Origin of the sequence: Sporosarcina highlanderae (assembly GCF_030433715.1) — a bacterium.
Taxonomy (GTDB): domain Bacteria; phylum Bacillota; class Bacilli; order Bacillales_A; family Planococcaceae; genus Sporosarcina; species Sporosarcina highlanderae.
The window spans coordinates 247,112-266,286 of the sequence record NZ_JAROCC010000003.1; the positions used below are offsets into that span (position 1 = coordinate 247,112).

A 19,175-nucleotide genomic window follows, 5' to 3' on the forward strand; every position below is an offset into this window, starting at 1 on the left:
CTTCGCTACCGTTGGTTGTTTCACCTGTCCCGCTGATCCTCCCGGAGTCGGCCGTCTTCCGCTCCAATCAACAAAAACGCCAAATAATAATAAAACCTATATACCAAGTCAAAGGAGAAATGAGTAACCCCTATTTGTTCCGAATTATATGTAGTGCTTTGTTAAGCATTTGGGTGTTTTTTTCGGTTATTTCGGCCTTTCTTGGAATGGGTTCGTATAATGGGTTTGGGTCTTGCCATGTTTTGATGAATGGGACAGGGGATTGGTCCTGCCAAGCAGTGAGCCACTCATCGGGTAGATTTCCGGTTGGGATTGGAATTTGTTTCATGGATAGCCATATATGTGACCATGCTCTTGGCACGACTCGCCATATATCGTATCCGCCACCACCCACGGCAATCCATCGGCCTTCACAATAACGCTCCGCAATTTCTCTTGCAATCCTTGGTATTTGTTCAAAGCTTTTCATTGTTCCATATAAATGTGTTAATGGATCAAAGTAATGCGCATCGGCGCCGTTTTGTGTCAAGATGACATCGGGTTTGAAAAAGGCTGCTACTTCTTCGATAGCGGTTTTATAAATTTCAAGAAAAGATTCATCTTCAGTGAATGCATCAATTGGGAAGTTGAAAGATGTCCCGTACCCTTTACCATTCCCGCGTTCCGTTATGCTACCGGTACCGGGAAAAAGATATCTACCGGTTTCGTGGATGGAAAGTGTGCAAACGTCAGGGTCATCATAAAAAGTCCATTGCACACCGTCACCATGGTGAGCATCGGTATCGATATAAAGGACCCTTGCCCCGTATTTCTTTTGCATATATTTGATAGCAACCGAGCTGTCATTATAGACGCAAAAACCTGATGCTTTTCCACTGAAACCATGATGAAGTCCGCCGCCAAGATTCACTGCATATCTTGATCTGCCTTCCATCACTTCATCGACAGCTGTCAACGTTCCCCCGACAAGCATCGCGCTTGCTTCGTGCATATTTGGAAAGATGGGAGTGTCTTCCGTGCCGATTCCGTATACAGAGCCGACCTCATTGCTGACTTGTCCCTTTCCAGCCCTTTTTACAATGTCAATAAATCTTGAGTCATGCACCAGAAGGAGCTCTTCGTCTGTTGCAATTCTTGGAGTAATAATCTCATCATCGGTGATAGCGTTTATCTTCTTTAAAAGGTCCAGGGTTAGTACAATCCTTTTTTGATTGAACGGGTGTGTTTCAGAAAATGAATATCCAAGTTGTTTTTCAGAAAAGATAAATACGGCTTCTTTTTTCATAGGTCAATGCCGGGAACATTCGGCCATAAGACTTCAAATCCACTATTGCGTAATCCTTTGATTACATTTAGCGGATTCATCGTTCTAAGGCGAATAACAAGAATTTTATTATCCTCATTTTCCTTGTCTGGATAAACAAGAACACTTTGGACATTCAATTTATGTTGATAAAACACTTTGGATACTTCATATAGGATGCCTGGTATATTGGGTACACGAACTTCGATTTGAGAGCCTGGTTGATGGGCACCGGTCAACTCAATATATTTATACAGAAGATCGGTTTCTGTTAAGATTCCGACCAACTTGTTATTGGATACTATTGGAAGGCAACCGATTTGATTATCATAAAAGACGACCGCTGCTTCCTCCACGAAATCCATTGGGTGGCCGATGATTGGATTGCTTGTCATTATTTCGGATAATGGCTTTTTGTAAACGGTTACATCTGTCGTGTCAGAATAAAGGGAAGGTAACACTTCCTTTAAATCTCGATCCGTTATGATGCCAAGCAACTCTTTTGTCTCGGAAACGATGGGCAAATGCCGGATTTTCTTTTCCTGCATGATGGACAAAGCATCTTTGACGGTGTGATGTGGTGAAAGGGCAATTACATCCCTCTTCATTATTTCTTCAATAAGCATTTTTTGACTACCCCCTGTCAGTACATGAAACGATTCATAAAACGTAAACTATCGAACTGCTGGATTGATGCCTGATCGACCCTTTTTCCGATCTTGGCCATTAAGCAATTGGCTGGATGCGAACTTATCTCGGGATCATCCGTTGCATAGTATACCAAGCCGCCGTGATTCATCATTTTTTCCATCACTTTTCGATATTCCCATACATTCAGTTTTGTTCCTTTTAAATCCCAGTGCCAATAGTACTCGGTTGTCAGGATTATATAGTCTTCCATTGCATCATCCATCATGGACACTTCAAGTAGTGCCTTCCCTACCCCACCGCTTCGATATTTTGGAATGACTTCAATTGCGCCTAATTCGATGAGGTTTTCCATTTTCCCATGTGACCATCTTTCGAGAGGATCTGGATATAAATAGGTCACGTACCCGACGATCTCATTATTATCGCGTGCAATAATGATTCTGCCTTCCTGGAGGTCAGCAATTTCAATTAATGCCTTGTGTTGCTGTTCCGGGGTTCTGAACGCGACGAGGTGCTCATGAAAATCCAAGTTCGCCAGTTCCTTTCCAGGAATTGGCCCTTCGATTATAAGATTGCCGTTTTTATGTTTGATCTCCATTGCATTATACGTTTTTACATGTTCCAAATTAATCACCGTCCTTGTCAATAGACCTTATTTAAGTATACAACAAATAATGACTGGGGGAAGTTGGAATTCAGTAAGAAGACTAATAGTGAATGATCAGACACTCTAATTTATGTTTCTGAATATGTATTTTCGAAAGATTTAGTCGAATTTATGGTAAAATCAGTTAAAAGGTTGTTTTGTCTGTTGAAGAATGGGATCCTAAACCATTAAAAAACAAAGGCAAATGACGGTTAATATTTGTGGGAAATTATATTAAATGGGGGTAATGATAATGCAAATGCCAGTACATATTGTTGCTGCGGGAGGCTTAGTTGAGAATAGCAAAGGTGAGATATTATTAGTAAAGGAACGACGAGGTGGTCATTGGGTGTTTCCAGGCGGCCAAGTGGAAGTCGGAGAAAATTTAATGGATGGGGTAATTAGGGAAGTAAAAGAGGAAAGTGGAATTGATGTTATCGTATCTCATTTGGTAGGAGTTTATTCTAATACTGCAACGTATGAGGGACATAGCGGTGTAAAGATAGTACCTACAAAAGTGATGTTTGATTTTGTATGCCAACCCATAGGTGGAGCATTGACGACATCGGATGAAACATCGGACAGTCGTTGGGTTAATAAAGAAGATGTTTTAGATATGGTAACCGCCCCTGCTCTACGTACAAGATACCAGGCGTATTTGGATTATAACGGAAGTGTTCAATATATGGACTATATAACAAAGCCAAAGTTTGAAATAAAAATGGAGAGAACTATATAGGAAAACTACTCGTCGTATTCAACAATAGGGCCAGATTCCTGGGCTGTCTACTGCCAAAGGGCGCGTTTGCAGAAAAGTAGTATGCCGGAGTGGGATACGATTCTCATAAAGGAGATGAACCATTTCACATTTAAAGGCCATTATATAGAATAATTATTTTTGGGGTGATGTAGTTGTTAGTAAAGGGACTTAATCATTTTTTGTTTTCGGTTTCTGATTTAGATAAATCTATTAAGTTTTATCAAGATGTATTTGATGCTAAATTGCTGGTTAAAGCGAGAAGCACTGCTTACTTTGATATGAATGGAATGTGGTTGGCGTTAAATTTAGAGAAAGATATTCCTCGTAATGAAATAAATCAGTCATATACTCACGTTGCCTTTACGATAGAAGATGCCGAGTATAATAATGCATATGATAAATTGGAGGAGTTGGGGGTAAATATCTTAACTGGACGTCATAGGGATGAAAAAGATAAGAAGTCTATTTACTTTACTGATCCCGATGGACATAAGTTTGAATTTCACACGGGTACATTGAAGGATAGGTTAGATTATTATAAGCAGGATAAACCGCATATGGAATTTTATAATTAATATTCTGCTGCATTCTGGCGCGGAAATTTATTTGGTTACAAAATAGTAAATGGCACGATTCAAACGGAAAATATTTATGTATGGAACCACGAAGATGATAGCAGAACGTGGGTTGCTCCATCTTTGGAAGTATTTATTAAAGGCTGGATTACCGGGGAGATTACAACGTAAGACAGACATCTTCCTTGAAAGAACTTGCATCTGTTTAGTAGAAAGATTATTTAGCATCTTCGGGGTGAGCAGTGAATGACGAAAGAAATTGTTAATGTTGAATTTATACAGAAGACATATGATACAAATAAAATGGATTCGTGGTCTAAAGAACAGTGGAAAGAGTGGCGTGGGGAGTCAGATGACAATACAGGTATCAAAATACCGTTAATTAATGATAATAGATTTTATTTGAAAATAATGGGGATTTATTATAATGAAGAAACCAAAGAAATGTTTTTTGGCTTTGACACACAAAATAAACTTGACCGAGCCATAAATATTCAATTCGGTGAGTGGAAAATTGATGAGAGTACTTTTAATTTGTCTCAAGAAAAACCTTACTATTTGAAAAGTTGTTCCGAAGTAAGAGGTTTTCAAAAATCAGTGGAACGAACTTATTTAGAAAGCTGGGACTTCATAACAATTGAAATCAACCTTCTTGATGCTGAAACGAACCAATTGATAAGAGAATTTGAATTCCGAATTGAAAAGCGTTTAGTTCAGGTTTTTTAGTAAAGTTAAATGCTACAAATGAGCGCAGTAGTGAAGTAATTGCGTTTCAATCAGGCCAATTAGTTGGATAGTAGGGAGGGAATAAGTTGTACGTTGATTTTTACGGTAGTTTCAATTTTATCTTTATTTCTTTCTTATGTTGGTGGATTGTTTTGTTTGTGTTTCAAAGATTAGCAAATCGTTACCCAGAAAAAAAGACTTGGCGTAGAGATATTATTTTGACATTCATTCAAAGTGTAATTGTTGTAGTTACACTTCCTATCCTATTTTATTTTTTCAAGCCTTAATGTTAATAGTTTTCCGGAAAAACGCGAGGTAGGAGATGTATTAAATGGGAATATTACTTCCAATATTAATGGCGATTTCAGTGTTTTTAATGTTCTTTTCTCTTTTCTTCTCTATTCTTAAACGTTCGTGGAGGGCTATGTTAATTTCTTTTATTGCCAGCCTGCCTACTTCAATGTACTTTGCAAGCGTTAATCCACCTTTGTCTTACTTGGGTCTAACACCAATTCTGTTATTAACCCTAACGATTATTTTTAGAAGGCATGTTCAAAAAGAAATTGTTTAATAGATGCTTTGACAGACTTTCAAATGACTAACACGTGGGAAATTAATGAAACCAACATTCCAAATTACACAAAACAATTCCTTAATCGATACAAAAATGGAAATCCTAATCACCAATCTACCACCATGTGGGATTGTAACGTTAAAAGCTGAAATGTGCGATAACCTGGGCATGACTTGGGAATCGTTTGCGGAATTTATGTCAGATGACGAAGGTGAAATTAACTTAGCGAATGCAAAGCCTATATCGGGAACTTATTCAACTCCAGATGTAATGGGCCTTTTTTGGTCAATGAAGCCTATTCCAAATGATAAACCAAAGGCTAAGACTCCCTTAAAACCTTTAAAAACAAAGTTGACTCTAATGAGGGAGCAAGAAGCTTTGGCAGCCACTTCTATCATTCGTGATGTTGTTTCACCTGTGGTGGATAGATTTACTATTCGTGAATGTGGACTAGTTGGTACATTCTTTTGCCATACCAAGAATGTACCATTGCCAACCATCATTGTATTAGGTGGATCTGAAGGTGGATTGCGGGAGAATAATGCAGCTTTATTGGCTTCGTATGGGTTTAATACATTGGCTTTGGCGTATTTTGGTATTGAAGGTTTACCAAAAGAATTAGTGACTATCCCATTAGATTATATAGAGAAAGCAATTGAATGGCTACGCAATAATCCAAATGTGGACTTCACAAAACTCGGCGTATTAGGAACTTCTAAAGGCGGAGAATTAGCCCTATTAAGTGCATCACTGTTCCCGGAAATCAAGGCAGTAGTAGGTTATGTGCCTAGTGGGGTTGTTTACCCGGGCATTGGTCAATCAGCACTTGGTAAATCTTCATGGCAATATAGAGGGGAGTCGTTACCGTTTGCTTATGGTGAAATTCCGAAAGAAGTTACTTTGGAGATTAATCAGGCAAGAGATGTAGGAGAACCAATATCTTGGCGAAAGACCTACCAATGGTGGGCAGAAGGGGAAAAACAAGCAGAAATAGCAGTCGAAAATATAAAAGGACCTGTTCTTTTGATTTCAGGAGGCGATGACCAGTTATGGCCGGCTGATTTATTATCTGAAAAAGTGATAGACCGATTGAAAGAACACAATCACGCCTATCACTATGAACATATCAATTTTCCTAAAGCGGGACATTCTTTTTCAGTTCCTGGATATCCGACCACACAATCAGTCGTGTCCCCCTTTGGGAATGGCAAGTTATCACTTGGTGGAACGCCAAAAGAAAACTCTCATGCTCAATTTGAGGCGTGGGAAAATGTGAAAGATTTTTTTATTACATACTTGGCGTGACTGTGTAAAAACATACATGATAATTCAACCAAAATGAATAAAAATAGATAATAAAATGTTTAACGTTGTCTTTTTTGCTTCTGATTTTTATTAATATGCAATTGAAGTGTATTGTCGGAATAGTTTCACGCACAGGTACCGAAACAATCTAAATATATCAAAATGTTAGCGAATATAGAGGAGTTACTGTAAAATAGTAAGGGTTAAATGTTGTTTGAAAGGGTGATAGGAATGGAGAGTAAAACGTTACCTGTAATGCAAGGGAATTATCAATTGCAGGATTATGACCAAACAGTTAGGGAGTTTCAGTGGTCAGACGCAGAGAAGGAGTTCAGCTGGCATAAGACCGGGCTTATTAACATCGCATATGAGGCCGTGGATCGACATGCCGATTCCTATCGGAAAAACAAAGTGGCCCTCTATTACAAGGATGCAAATCGTAAAGAGGCTTATACGTTTAATGAGCTGAAAAAAATGTCAAATAAAGCTGCAAATGTGTTAAGAAATCATTCTACATTGGAAAAAGGAGACCGTCTTTTTGTATTTATGCCAAGATCTCCGGAATTGTATTTTTCATTACTTGGTGCACTGAAGATGGGGACAATCGTAGGGCCATTGTTTGAAGCATTCATGGAAGGGGCTGTATACGATCGTCTATCTGATAGTGAAGCCAAAGCGATTATTACAACTCCTGAATTGCTCAACAGGATTCCTGTTGCGAAATTGCCCCATTTAAAAACAATCTTCCTGGTGGGAGAAAATATTGATGAGGATTCAATGCATGTTGATTTCAATAAACATCTGAAAGAGGCATCTCCATACTTCCAGGTCGAATGGATGGAGCGGGAATCTCCAACGTTGCTTCATTACACTTCGGGTTCAACAGGCAAGCCGAAGGGTGTACTGCATGTGCAAGAGGCAATGGTGCAACAATTGCAGACAACAAGATGGGTTCTGGATTTAAAGGATGAAGATATCTTCTGGTGCACGGCGGATCCGGGATGGGTTACAGGGACAGCCTATGGAATATTCGGTCCTATGCTTGCTGGGGCGACATCGCTGATTTTAGGGGGAAGGTTTTCCACGGAAAGCTGGTATGAGGCAATTCAAGACTACGGCGTAACTGTATGGTACAGCGCGCCTACAGCGTTTCGAATGCTCATGGGTGCGGGTGCAGGTCCATTGGAAGAGTATGATCTATCTTCATTGCGCCATATTTTATCAGTTGGGGAGCCCCTTAATCCGGAAGTTATCCGTTGGGGGATGGAAGTTTTCAAACTGAGAATCCATGATACATGGTGGATGACAGAAACTGGAGCTCAAACTATCTGTAATTTTGGATCTTTGCCAATCAAGCCTGGCTCGATGGGTAAACCGGTTCCAGGAATTGAAGCTGCAATTGTAGATGATCGTGGACAAGTATTGCCACCAAATCGGATGGGGAACTTGGCGATTAAAAAAGGTTGGCCAGCTATGATGCGTGCTATCTGGAATAATCCGGAGAAGTATGATTCATATTTCATGAATAATGAATGGTATGTATCCGGCGACTCTGCGTATATGGATGAGGATGGATATTTCTTCTTCCAAGGCCGTGTCGATGATGTCATCATGACAAGTGGGGAGCGCGTCGGTCCGTTTGAAGTTGAAAGCAAGTTGTTAGAGCATCCTGCGATTGTCGAGGCTGGAGTAATTGGGAAGCCGGATCCTGTTCGAGGCGAGATCATTAAAGCGTTTGTTGCACTTCATGAAGGATATGAACCATCCGAAGAACTTTCTGATGATATTAAGCAGTTTGTCAAGAAAGAGCTTGCAGCACATGCGGCTCCTCGCGAGATTGAATTTAAAGATAAACTCCCTAAAACAAGAAGTGGTAAAATCATGCGCCGTGTGTTGAAGGCGTGGGAGCTAAATTTGCCTGAAGGCGATTTGTCGACAATGGAAGATTAATAACATAAATAGAAAAGGGACCCTAAGTTCAGGGTCCCTTTTCTTAATCATCGCCATCATCATCGGAAGGTGGTTTTTTATTGCCTCCGTTATTTCCGTTGTTATTTCCGTTATTTCCATTGTTGCCGTTATTACCTTTGTTTCCGTCATTTCCATTATTCCCTTTATCTCCATCGTCATTTCCGCTACCGTTTCCGTCATTTCCTGGCGGAGTGGTCGGTTCGGTTTTGTCATCATCAGCTTCATCATCATTTCCATCATCAGGTTTAGTTGAAGGTGGAGGATTCGGCCTTTCGACTGTCACTGTATTTGATGCTCCAGATAACAGACCAGTGATATCGACGGCTTGGACATAATAGTTACCAGGACCTACAGTCAGAGAATTCGGTGAGCCATCGTGTATTGTAGCTATCCGATTATTATTATGATATACATAATAACCGATTACATCGTTGGATGAGGATTCTGTCCATACTAAATTAGAACCTTCAATAGATGCGCTAACTCCGGCTGGTGCAACATCGTCAGCTAAGAATTCTGCACCTGATACAACACTGGATGAAAATACGGACATGGATGGGAATAGTTTGGATGCATCGCCACCCCAAGATCCAAGCATCCGGTCTATAAAGCTTTGGCTTACGCCAGTACCACCTGAAACTATGAACTCAGCTGGGGTCGAAGGAAGTGCCATATACCGGCTGCCTTTGACTGAAACATACGATGCGTCGATTATGCTGTCATCGGGCTCCGTCGGTAGCATTACCTTCGAGTTGAATAAATCAGATCTGATTAAACCTGCTCCTGAACAAGCTGCAGATGGTGCCAGTCCTGAAATCCCGCAGAAAGGTTTGGAAACAACTCCTTCAGGTTGTTTGAATGAGTCGCCCGCCCCTATTATGTCAGGTTTAACTTCATTTGCTTTGTTTAGCAACCTACTAAATAGCATTGTCGTTCGAGTAGTCGGATGCATTTGACCGGTTCCCCTTGTGTACAATTTTCGCGTATGGTCTTTATATCCAAACCATAGACCAAGCGAAACATTAGGATTATAACCGACCAACCAAGCGTCACCGTATCCATTTGTTGTTCCTGTTTTTGCAGCAAGATCTGTCTTGAAGTTCATAAAACCGGGTACTTGTTGTCCTGTTCCTCCAGGCTTTATCACGTCTCTCAGCATATCGGTGATGATATAGGAAGTTTCAGGGCTAAATACATCAACTGGTTTTACTTCATGTTGATAAACGATGTTGCCATTCATATCTTCGATTCTTTCAATGATATACGATTGGATAAACTTCCCGCCATTTGCAAAAGTGGCGAATGCGTTAGTATTTTGTTCTACACTTACTCCAATCTTCATGCCGCCGTACGATGTGGAATAGTTCACATAGTCTTCAGCATGTAGCTTTGTGAAATTCATTTTCTTAAGAAATTCGGCTGGTCTTCTATCGATGATTTCATTGTATAACCGTGCTGTAGGAAGGTTCAGTGATTCAGCAAGTGCTTGTCTTGCCGGAATAATCCCATTTTCCAAATCGGCGTAATAGTTGGAAGGACTCCACGGTTCAGTTCCCACTGTTATATCAAATTTGACATCGACTACTGGGCTGCCTGCACCAATAAATCCATATTCAATTGCAGGAGCATAAACAAGAAGCGGCTTCATAGAAGAACCGTTTTGTCTGAATGCTTGGGTGGCATGGTTTAGGGCAATTAACTGGTGATCACGTCCGCCTACGAAGGATAGTATTCGGCCGGTGCTATTTTCAAGCATGATGGCACCAACTTGAACAGGATCATCCTTCAATACGGTTTCACCTGTACTAAAATCCTTTTCTTCGCGGGTATACGTGAAGCCATAATACTCAAATTCCTCTGCGACTTTATTCATTTCATCATACAAAGTCTTGTCGATCGTCGAATAGATTCGATATCCGCCTGTACGCATCTCGCGTTCTGCAAGAATCTTATATTTTCCTTTGACTTTATCATCTTCTTCAAAACGTTCAGGATCGATTCCGTCTTTTTCAGCGAGCATTTTCGCAAGTATTTCTTTTGTTCTTTCTTGAATCTCCTGAGTTAGGTAAGGGTATCTTTCAGTTGCTCGCTGTGTTTTTTCTCTAAAGTCCTTCGTAATATCGTAAGCGATTGCTTCCTCATATTGAGCTTCAGATATATAACCAGTTTCTTTCATCCTGAAAAGGACAGTTTTCATCCTATCAATTCCGGGCTTGATGTTTTTTTCGTTCTTCAAACCTCCGCCATAATAATTACTGAGGAATGGCGTGTAGGCAAAAGGCGCTTGCGGTATACCCGCAATGTAGGCTGCTTGGGGTAAATTAAGATCTTTAGCCTTAATTCCGAAAATTCCTTCTGCAGCAGTTTCGATGCCCGCAATATTTTGTCCCATTGCATTTCTACCATATGGAATGATATTTAAATAGGCTTCAAGGATTTCATTTTTATCCATAAAATGCTCAATTCGCATCGCAAGGAGAATTTCTTTTGCCTTTCGTTCATACGAAACTTCATTTGTCAAAATTTGGTTTTTTATCAATTGCTGCGTTAAGGTTGAACCACCTGTCTGACTTGATGAGTTAGTAACATCTTGGAAAAGTCCACGGAATATCGCTTTTGGAACAATTCCATTATGTGTTTCAAAGTATTCATCTTCTGTTGCCATAACAGCATCGATGACAAATGGGGAAACATCCTTTAAAGTAGTTTGTTTACGTTCAATATCAGAGTTCACTTTTCCTAAGTAAATGTCATTTGCAAAATAGATTTCTGAGGTCTCTTCATAGTTGAAAATGGCATCACGCATTTCGGTCTTTGAACGTAAAGGTTCTTTCGCAACAAGTGACGCGAAGTAACCAGCACCGACAGAAGCTGCAAAAACACCAAGCGTTAACCCGAAGATAAGGAATAAAAGGAATAGGTTCCAAATAACCCCCGAAGTAATTCGGACGCCTTTCGCCCAGCCTTTATTCTTCATCGCATCAAATTTTTCTTCTATTAGATCTATCCTGTTTTTACGTCGTTTGTTCAAAATTTCATCCCGTTGTCAAAACTTCATAAAACTCTACAAAGTATGTTTAATTCTTGCTTCATTCTGTCCGATTTTGCCGAAGCTACTTTCGTTTGGTCTAACAGTCCACAAGCGTAAATTCGGGTACAACGAACCCTACACATTAACAGTGTCTTGTTGGTGACTAAACTGTTAATCTTCCATAGCCCGCCAAATTCAATGCTGCGTTCATATCCCGATCTATCTTCAATCCACATTCACACGAATACACACGATCAGATAGTTTCAAATCTTTCTTAATCGTTCCGCATGAGGAACATATTTTAGAAGAGGGGTAAAAACGGTCCGCCTTAGTGAATCCAATTCCATATTTTTCGCATTTATATTCCATTTGGCGTGAGAATTCTTTAAGCTTTTGGTTAGCAATTGCTTTTGAAAGATGGCGATTTTTCATCATCCCAATCACATTCAAATCCTCCATCACAACTTTGCTTGGTTTGGTTTTCACGATAGCGTTCGTTGATTGGTGGATATGATTGATTCGGATGTTAGTTAATCGTCTGTGTAGGTGTTGTATTTTTTGTTCGAGTTTTATAATGTTGCTCGTTTTGACGAAACGAGTTCCCTCCTTATTCATTTCGTATTTGCGGGAAACACTTCGTTGCAACCTACGCAAGCGTTTCTCGGTCTTTATTATTTTTTCCGTTTTGTTAATGTTCTTGAATTCTTGACCGTTGGAACAAATCGCTAACTCTTTAATCCCCAAGTCAATTCCAACAACTTCATCTGTCAGTTTAGGCTGTTCAAATTCCTGTTCGATCCCAACGGATATATACCAATATTTATTGTCAAAGCTGATTCTCGGATTGATGTATGCAACACCAATTGGAATCTGTTCACTTGTTTTTATCCAACCCACTTTTTCAATTAAAACAAGTTTCTTTTTCACCTTCAATTTAGAGGTATCATTATAAAAGGATAGCTTTGATTTTTTGCGACTTTTAAATTTAGGATACTTTGCTTGCCCTTTGAAAAAGTTTTTATAGGCATTGCAAGCATCCTTTATTGCTTGCTTTGTAACATTGTTTGATACATCAAATAACCAGCTAAACGCTTCCGATTGTTTCAGTTCTGTTAGTTCTTTCCTTAAAACATTATTAGAAATAAACTTGTTTCCCTGCTTGAAGTTTTCCTGTTGTCTGTTTAATGCCCAATTATATGCCCATCTGGCAGTTCCTACAGACTTCCATAACTGTTCATCCTGTAGCTTAGTCGGTCGGAGTCTGATTTTCATCGAAAGAATCAATCTCTAACAACTCCCTAATCATCTTTTTAGCTTTATTCGTCCGCTATCCTTGGAGTATTCAACTAAACACGATAATTAATCGATACCTCTGTAATTACAACACATCAAACATTATATGAAACGACAGTGTTTTACATTATTATATAGCTGAATAACTGCCACCATCTCATCTAAATCCTTCCTATTATAGCACATTTTACGACAATCAATATAAAATGTTTGACAATCGGATATTTTAGATTACAATAGGGATTACATATTTTTTTGCATGTTGAAGAAGCCGAAGTAGTGGCGATGAATCCGTTTAGAGAGGCAGCGGTTGGTGAAAGTTGCTCGGAATATCGTTTGCGAATTACAGCTTTGGAGTGCGACGCGTACGCGGCGATAATGCGTCTTTGAGCGGAGAATTATTTTGATATTCTCAAGCTGGGTGGTACCGCGTTAATTGACTAAGTTCATAACGTCCCTGCATGATTCAGTTGAATCATGTAGGGGCTTTTTTATTTTTATTGGAGGGATTAGGATGACGAACGAGTTACTTGAGGATTTGAAATGGAGAGGCCTCTTATACCAATCGACTGATGAAGAAGGTCTTGAAAAGGTATTGAATGAGGAAAAGATTTCATTATATTGCGGAACAGACCCAACGGCAGATAGCTTGCACATTGGGCATATCGTTCCGTTTTTGACGCTTCGTCGTTTTCAAAAACATGGCCACCGACCGATTGTTCTTGTCGGCGGGGCTACAGGAATGATCGGGGACCCATCATTCAAAGCTGACGAGCGCCAACTTCTTTCCGAAGAACAAATTGCCAAAAACGTAGCTGGAATCCAGAAGCAATTAGAGAATATCTTTGATTTCGGTAATGAAAACGGGGCTATTTTAGTCGACAATAAAGACTGGTTTGGGGAAATGTCCGCAATTAGTTTCCTCCGCGACTATGGAAAGCTGTTAAGCGTTAACTATATGTTAGCGAAAGAAAACGTTGCATCCCGTCTTGAGACAGGGATTTCCTTTACGGAATTCACCTACATGCTTATTCAAGGGGCTGACTTCAGCCATTTATACGATAAATACAATTGCCGTTTGCAAATCGGTGGTTCTGACCAATGGGGCAATATTACAACAGGGCTCGAAATTATTAGAAAAACACATCATGATGAAGCGAAAGCATTCGGAATCACAATGCCGCTTGTAACAAAAGCGGATGGTACGAAATTCGGTAAAACAGCGGGAGGATCTATTTGGTTGGATCCAGCAAAAACATCCCCTTACGAATTCTATCAGTTCTGGATCAACACAGCCGATTCGGATGTCATCAAGTATTTGAAAATCTTCACTTTCATGGAAAGGGAAGAGATTGAAGCTATGGAGGTTTCCGTACAGGAAGAACCGCATCTTCGCAAGGCGCAACAAGCATTGGCTGAAGAAATGACACGTCTTATCCATGGTCAGGATGCTTTGGATCAAGCGATTCGTATTTCGAAAGCTTTGTTCAGTGGGGACTTGAAGGCGTTGACGGTTGAAGAAATGAGAGATGCATTCAAGGATGTTCCGACATTTGAAATGGAGTTGGCTGATAAAAATATCGTCGATTTCATCGTCGAAGCAGGCGTATCTCCATCAAAACGCCAAGCAAGGGAAGACGTAACGAATGGTGCGATTTCGTTGAATGGTGAGAAGGTGACGGATACGGCATATGAAGTGACGGCTGCTGATCGTCTTGACAATACGTTCACAATCGTCCGCCGCGGTAAGAAGAATTATAAAATGGTGAAGTTTATTTAATGCAAAAAGGCCAATCCTGTGATGGGATTGGCCTTTTTGATGGTGTTTTGGCCTGGAAAAGTGCGAGTCGGTGGTAAAGTGTAAAGAGTCGGTGGTAAATCCCCGAAGCGGTGATAAACTCCAAAAAGTCGGTGACAACCCACCGCTCCGCCGATTTTCATGCATTCTTCTTCGCAGTCGTCCGTTTCCTTGTTGCGGATTTCTTCTTTTTAGTCTTATCAAGAGATGCTTGCAATGCCGCCATTAAATCGGTTGTATTCGATGGCGAAATTGGTTGTTTTTCTTTCGCAGCAACAGTAGCATTGCCTGATTTTTTCTCTTCGATTAATTCCATCAAAGCTGTCCTATATTCATCCGTGTACTTCGTAGGATCAAAAGCGGTTGTCAATTGATCGACCAATAAAAGTGCGGTATCCAGTTCTTTTTGCACGACTGTATCCTCGCTTGGAATATTCCCGACATCCTCTACATTTCTGACCTCATCCGGAAAGTGGATTGTATTCATCAATAATGCCCCTTCATAAACCCTCACTACGGCCAATTGCTCTTTCGAACGGATAATGATTTTGGCTACACCGATTTTTCCGGAGTCCTTTAAGGCCTTGCGCAATAATGCATATGCCTTTCCGCCGTTCGCATCGGGTGCCATGAAATAGCTTTTTTCAAAATAAATTGGATCAATTTCCACCAACTTCACAAAATCAATAATTTCCACAGCTTTCTCTTCATTTTCCTTCTTCAAATTTTCAAGCTCTTCGTCATCTAAAACGACGAACTTATTTTTTGTATACTCATATGCCTTCACGATATCTTCATTCTGCACTTCCCTATCACAAACGGGGCATACTTTTTGATAACTAATCGGTGAATTGCACTCCTTGTGAAGTTGGCGCAATTTAATATCATTATTTTCCGTAGCTGCATGGAGTTTGATCGGGATATTGACTAATCCGAAACTGATGCTGCCTTTCCATACTGTGTGCATGAAGTTTCACCTGCTTTTATTTTTTAGTATGAGAGCATCCTTCATTCCTATGTATACGAAATGAAATCGGTCTAACACTAAGAAAAACAGTGGAGAGCGATTTAATGAAACCAATGTTAATGTCCGATGCAAATGAAATACCCGTAGGGAAAGAATGGATATATGAAACGAAATACGACGGTTTCCGAACAATTCTTCATTGGAATAAAGAAGGGATCCAACTATTCAGTAGAAATGAAAAACTGTTAAATGAAATGTTTCCAGAAATTATAGAAGCTTGCCGACGAATGGAACATTTAATCAAACCATTCCTGCCAATTGTTTTTGACGGGGAATTGGTCTATTTGCAAAACGATTTCAGAAGTGAATTTTCCATCGTGCAAACGAGGGGACGGATGCGGAAGAAAGAAGTGATCGCCGAACATTCAATAGCCTTCCCATGCCAATATATAGTCTTCGATCTTATCACTTTCAAGGGTAAGGATATGGCAAATTCCGCACTTGAAAAGAGGAAAATGGAACTTGAAAAGTGTTTTGAAAAATTGGGGCTGCCATGCCACGTCAAGTATCGACACGAAAGCTTACTTCAAATGATAGAAACATTTACTGATGGGAAGGAATTGTGGAATCACATCCGAATCAGCAATGGGGAAGGGATCATTGCAAAGCAGAAGAGAAGTATCTGGAGCAATGAAAAACGGACAAATCAATGGCTGAAAGTGAAAAACTGGCGGCAAGTCACAATTATTATAACGAAATATGAACAGGTGAATGGATTCTTTACGGGTTCGGTCTATCACGAACGTGAGATCATTGAAGTGGTAACCTTCAAGCATGGTATGACAGATGAGGAAATGAAAACGCTGAGCGAATTGTTCCTTGCAAATGGGAAAAGCATTGGAAATTCCATTTATGAAATTGCACCTTCCATCTGTGCGAATATAAATTGCATCAGCTTTGACGGGAAGCATTTGCGCGAGCCAAGGTTCCATTCTTTTGCATTTGAAATGAACCCTGAAGAATGTGAGTGGCGGCAGATGTTAAGGCAGTTGAATCCGATTCCGGAGAACGTCCAAGTCACGCATCCTGACAAGCCGGTCTGGCCGAAAAGTGGAATAGAGAAGGAAGACTACCTGTTGTATTTGCAAATGGCGGCACCATTCATGCTTCCATTCCTTAAAGAACGCCATCTCACACTAATCCGATTTCCTCACGGGGTTCCCGGCGAAAAATTCTATCAGAAAAGTGTTCCTGATTATGCTCCCGATTTTGTCAAAACATCAAGGGATGATGATATTGACTATATTGTGTGCAATGACATCATGACATTACTCTGGTTAGGGAACCAGCTTGCGCTTGAATTCCATATTCCTTTTCAAACAATAGATACAAAAATGCCAACAGAAATCGTCTTCGATTTGGATCCGCCTTCCGTCGATGAATTTTCCCTCTCCATTGAGGCTGCAGTACGTTTAAAAGCGATATTCGATCAATTTCAATTAGAATCATTTATCAAAACATCTGGCGGGAAAGGGTTGCAATTATATATTCCACTTCCATACAACACATTCACATATGATGAAACACGCATTTTTACAAAATTTGTCTCCGACTTCCTATGCGACCAAGAACCGCAATGGTTTACGACGGAGCGGCTGAAGAAAAACAGGGGAAACAAACTCTACCTGGACTACGTCCAACATCACGAAGGAAAAACAATCGTAGCACCATATTCTCCAAGGGGTACAGAAATAGGTACAATTGCAACACCGTTGAAGTGGGAAGAGGTAGGGGATTCATTACGACCCGAGCAATTTACAATACACACCGTAATGGAGCGGATGAAAACCATTGGGGATCCATTTAGGGAATTTAGGAAAGTGGGGGAGGCCCAACCATTCTCAGTAGTCCTTGAGCAGTTGAAGGAGCTGTTATAAGATAAGTAAAAACCCCGAAATTACACTACAATCTCGGGGTTTTCGTAAAGAAAGCGTTCAATGAAAGCGCAAAAGGAGAATTTCCCCAATCGCAGTTTTAGTCTGTCATATATTCATTAACCAATTCATAACATCTATTCTTTGTTGATTCGTATAAGGAAATATAATAGGCAACATATTCAAAAGTTCCGCCATCATACTTTTTTCTTTCCTCTTCCGCTGCAATCTCTTTCTGTTTTATCCACTTAATTTGTTTGGTTTTTAATTCATTCATTGTCTTTGGCGATAGCGATTTCTTTAACAAAGCATAAATCTCATTTAATTCCTTGTCATATCTTTCATAGGAAACTCCATAGTAGCTTTTCATAGCGTTTGTTACACCTTTATCGGAATCCTCTTTTTCTGGTAATGCATCAAGTTCCTTTTGGATGTTGTCTAATCTTTCTATAAACCCTGTTCGTCCTTCTATTTTTGTTACTATGTCGGTCGTATGATCTTCTTGGACATCATTTTCTTTTGTTTCAGCTGCGGTTTCAGTTAACGTGTTATTGTCGGAAAAGGCTTCAGTTGATTGAGATGAATCATCTGAAATGTTACAAGCGGACATTACGACTAATAATAGGACCATTAAGCTTACTACAATGAGGGCATTTTTTGTCTTCATCTTGACGCCTCCATTCTATTTCAAAATTATTACTTATTGCTAATCTTAACACAAACAAAATAAACAAAAACGAAAAAACCCTTGAAACGTTGATATAACAACATTTCAAGGGTTTTATTAGCATTTATGCTACTATTAACGTGAGTAGAACTCAACGATAAGAGCTTCGTTAATTTCAGCAGCAAGTTCGCTACGCTCAGGAAGACGTACGAATGTACCGACTTTAGTGTCTGCATTGAATGTAACGAACTCAGGAACGTAGTTGTTCACTTCAAGAGCTTCGTTAACAGCAGTAAGGTTTTGAGATTTTTCACGAAGAGAGATCTCTTGTCCAGGTTTTACGCTGTAAGATGGGATGTCAACGCGCTTTCCGTCAACCAAGATGTGGCCATGGTTAACAAGTTGGCGTGCAGCACGACGAGTACGTGCAAGACCCATGCGGTATACTAGGTTGTCAAGGCGAGTTTCAAGAAGGATCATGAAGTTTTCACCATGTTTACCAGGCATTTTACCAGCTTTGTTGAATACTGTTTTAAATTGACGTTCGTTTACGCCAAACATAAAACGAAGTTTTTGTTTTTCTTGTAATTGCAATCCGTATTCGGAAAGTTTTTTACGTTGTGTAGGACCGTGTTGTCCTGGTGCGTAAGGGCGTTTTTCGATTTCTTTTCCTGTGCCGCTCAACGAAACGCCAAGACGACGGGAAATTTTCCAAGATGGACCTGTATAACGAGCCATGAAAGACTCCTCCTCTAATTTGGTTTTATTTTGTTGTAAAATAAGAACCAGATGTATTCAATCCTTGTGCCATTCTATTTCTTGCATCCTCGCCTCAGCAGCCTCAAGGTTACACGATGCACCTTATATGAAAGGAATAGACTGGACAGCATGAATCATACAACTGCTGCAACTATTTTACACAAGTTCCATCTTAACAAATATTAGAATGACAATCAAGTTTTTTATTAGAAAA

16 protein-coding genes, 1 pseudogene and 1 other annotated feature are annotated in these 19,175 nt (G+C 40.0%); of the genes and pseudogenes, 9 read left to right on the forward strand and 8 right to left on the reverse strand.

The window, feature by feature from the left end; all coding sequences use genetic code 11:
* Window positions 1–130: 130 nt before the first annotated feature.
* The 3 genes from P5G49_RS05805 to P5G49_RS05815 are packed head-to-tail and all read right to left on the reverse strand — an operon-like array spanning window position 131 to window position 2,579.
* Window positions 131–1,285: an acetoin utilization protein AcuC gene (locus P5G49_RS05805; protein ID WP_301242536.1), complete on the reverse strand. Its 1,155-nt coding sequence runs from the start codon at window positions 1,283–1,285 to the stop codon at window positions 131–133.
* Window positions 1,282–1,929 (reverse strand): acetoin utilization AcuB family protein, encoded by a 648-nt coding sequence (locus P5G49_RS05810; protein WP_301242537.1) that lies wholly within the window; start codon window positions 1,927–1,929, stop codon window positions 1,282–1,284. The genes P5G49_RS05805 and P5G49_RS05810 overlap by 4 nt, the downstream gene beginning before the upstream one ends.
* A gap of 17 nt (window positions 1,930–1,946) precedes the next feature.
* A complete protein-coding gene (locus P5G49_RS05815; protein WP_301242538.1) occupies window positions 1,947–2,579 on the reverse strand; it encodes a GNAT family N-acetyltransferase in 633 nt (210 codons plus the stop codon).
* A gap of 274 nt (window positions 2,580–2,853) precedes the next feature.
* Between P5G49_RS05815 and P5G49_RS05820 the strand changes: the two genes are divergently transcribed.
* From P5G49_RS05820 to acsA, 7 genes and pseudogenes are all read left to right on the forward strand, one after another.
* Entirely contained in the window at window positions 2,854–3,339 is a 486-nt protein-coding gene (locus tag P5G49_RS05820; protein ID WP_301242539.1) for an NUDIX hydrolase, read from the forward strand.
* Window positions 3,340–3,512: 173 nt separating this feature from the next.
* Window positions 3,513–3,935, forward strand: a complete 423-nt coding sequence (fosM, locus tag P5G49_RS05825) for a FosM family fosfomycin resistance protein (protein WP_301242540.1) — start codon at window positions 3,513–3,515, stop codon at window positions 3,933–3,935.
* A gap of 21 nt (window positions 3,936–3,956) precedes the next feature.
* Window positions 3,957–4,106: pseudogene (locus P5G49_RS05830) on the forward strand (SMI1/KNR4 family protein); the annotation flags it as partial.
* 75 nt (window positions 4,107–4,181) lie between these two features.
* Window positions 4,182–4,661 (forward strand): hypothetical protein, encoded by a 480-nt coding sequence (locus P5G49_RS05835; protein WP_301242541.1) that lies wholly within the window; start codon window positions 4,182–4,184, stop codon window positions 4,659–4,661.
* 331 nt (window positions 4,662–4,992) lie between these two features.
* The gene (locus P5G49_RS05840; protein ID WP_301242542.1) at window positions 4,993–5,232 is read left to right on the forward strand and encodes a hypothetical protein; all 240 of its coding nucleotides are present in this window, start codon (window positions 4,993–4,995) and stop codon (window positions 5,230–5,232) included.
* 45 nt (window positions 5,233–5,277) lie between these two features.
* Complete coding sequence (locus tag P5G49_RS05845) at window positions 5,278–6,540, forward strand: acyl-CoA thioesterase/bile acid-CoA:amino acid N-acyltransferase family protein (RefSeq protein WP_301242543.1); 1,263 nt, start codon at window positions 5,278–5,280, stop codon at window positions 6,538–6,540.
* 231 nt (window positions 6,541–6,771) lie between these two features.
* A complete protein-coding gene (gene acsA / locus P5G49_RS05850) occupies window positions 6,772–8,490 on the forward strand; it encodes an acetate--CoA ligase (protein WP_301242544.1) in 1,719 nt (572 codons plus the stop codon).
* Window positions 8,491–8,533: 43 nt separating this feature from the next.
* Here the strand turns inward: acsA and P5G49_RS05855 are convergent, their stop codons facing one another.
* Window positions 8,534–11,488 (reverse strand): transglycosylase domain-containing protein, encoded by a 2,955-nt coding sequence (locus P5G49_RS05855; protein WP_301242588.1) that lies wholly within the window; start codon window positions 11,486–11,488, stop codon window positions 8,534–8,536.
* Between the two features lie 217 nt (window positions 11,489–11,705).
* On the reverse strand, window positions 11,706–12,827 hold the full coding sequence (locus P5G49_RS05860; RefSeq protein WP_301242545.1) for an RNA-guided endonuclease InsQ/TnpB family protein: 1,122 nt from the start codon (window positions 12,825–12,827) through the stop codon (window positions 11,706–11,708).
* A gap of 262 nt (window positions 12,828–13,089) precedes the next feature.
* Window positions 13,090–13,298: a binding site (T-box leader), on the forward strand.
* A 52-nt stretch (window positions 13,299–13,350) separates the two neighbouring features.
* Here P5G49_RS05860 and tyrS point away from each other — a divergent pair.
* Window positions 13,351–14,616 (forward strand): tyrosine--tRNA ligase, encoded by a 1,266-nt coding sequence (tyrS, locus tag P5G49_RS05865; protein WP_301242546.1) that lies wholly within the window; start codon window positions 13,351–13,353, stop codon window positions 14,614–14,616.
* A 157-nt stretch (window positions 14,617–14,773) separates the two neighbouring features.
* Here tyrS and ku read toward each other — a convergent pair whose 3' ends face one another.
* Window positions 14,774–15,601: a non-homologous end joining protein Ku gene (gene ku, locus P5G49_RS05870; RefSeq protein ID WP_301242547.1), complete on the reverse strand. Its 828-nt coding sequence runs from the start codon at window positions 15,599–15,601 to the stop codon at window positions 14,774–14,776.
* Between the two features lie 104 nt (window positions 15,602–15,705).
* Here ku and P5G49_RS05875 point away from each other — a divergent pair, with 104 nt between their 5' ends.
* Window positions 15,706–17,538 carry a DNA ligase D gene (locus P5G49_RS05875; RefSeq protein WP_301242548.1) on the forward strand — a complete coding sequence of 611 codons (1,833 nt, stop codon included), beginning with the start codon at window positions 15,706–15,708 and terminating at the stop codon, window positions 17,536–17,538.
* A 97-nt stretch (window positions 17,539–17,635) separates the two neighbouring features.
* Here the strand turns inward: P5G49_RS05875 and P5G49_RS05880 are convergent, their stop codons facing one another.
* Window positions 17,636–18,202, reverse strand: coding sequence for a lysozyme inhibitor LprI family protein (locus P5G49_RS05880; protein WP_301242549.1), 567 nt, complete (start codon window positions 18,200–18,202; stop codon window positions 17,636–17,638).
* A 135-nt stretch (window positions 18,203–18,337) separates the two neighbouring features.
* Window positions 18,338–18,940 carry a 30S ribosomal protein S4 gene (gene rpsD / locus P5G49_RS05885; protein WP_301242550.1) on the reverse strand — a complete coding sequence of 201 codons (603 nt, stop codon included), beginning with the start codon at window positions 18,938–18,940 and terminating at the stop codon, window positions 18,338–18,340.
* Window positions 18,941–19,175: the final 235 nt, after the last annotated feature.

Coding starts and splice junctions, on each gene's coding strand:
- P5G49_RS05805 (WP_301242536.1), bottom strand. CDS start 1,285: ATGAAAAAAGAAGCCGTATTTATCTTTTCTGAAAAACAACTTGGATAT.
- P5G49_RS05810 (WP_301242537.1), bottom strand. CDS start 1,929: ATGCTTATTGAAGAAATAATGAAGAGGGATGTAATTGCCCTTTCACCA.
- P5G49_RS05820 (WP_301242539.1), top strand. CDS start 2,854: ATGCAAATGCCAGTACATATTGTTGCTGCGGGAGGCTTAGTTGAGAAT.
- P5G49_RS05835 (WP_301242541.1), top strand. CDS start 4,182: ATGACGAAAGAAATTGTTAATGTTGAATTTATACAGAAGACATATGAT.
- P5G49_RS05840 (WP_301242542.1), top strand. CDS start 4,993: ATGGGAATATTACTTCCAATATTAATGGCGATTTCAGTGTTTTTAATG.
- P5G49_RS05845 (WP_301242543.1), top strand. CDS start 5,278: ATGAAACCAACATTCCAAATTACACAAAACAATTCCTTAATCGATACA.
- acsA (WP_301242544.1), top strand. CDS start 6,772: ATGGAGAGTAAAACGTTACCTGTAATGCAAGGGAATTATCAATTGCAG.
- P5G49_RS05855 (WP_301242588.1), bottom strand. CDS start 11,488: ATGAAGAATAAAGGCTGGGCGAAAGGCGTCCGAATTACTTCGGGGGTT.
- tyrS (WP_301242546.1), top strand. CDS start 13,351: ATGACGAACGAGTTACTTGAGGATTTGAAATGGAGAGGCCTCTTATAC.
- ku (WP_301242547.1), bottom strand. CDS start 15,601: ATGCACACAGTATGGAAAGGCAGCATCAGTTTCGGATTAGTCAATATC.
- P5G49_RS05875 (WP_301242548.1), top strand. CDS start 15,706: ATGAAACCAATGTTAATGTCCGATGCAAATGAAATACCCGTAGGGAAA.
- P5G49_RS05880 (WP_301242549.1), bottom strand. CDS start 18,202: ATGAAGACAAAAAATGCCCTCATTGTAGTAAGCTTAATGGTCCTATTA.
- rpsD (WP_301242550.1), bottom strand. CDS start 18,940: ATGGCTCGTTATACAGGTCCATCTTGGAAAATTTCCCGTCGTCTTGGC.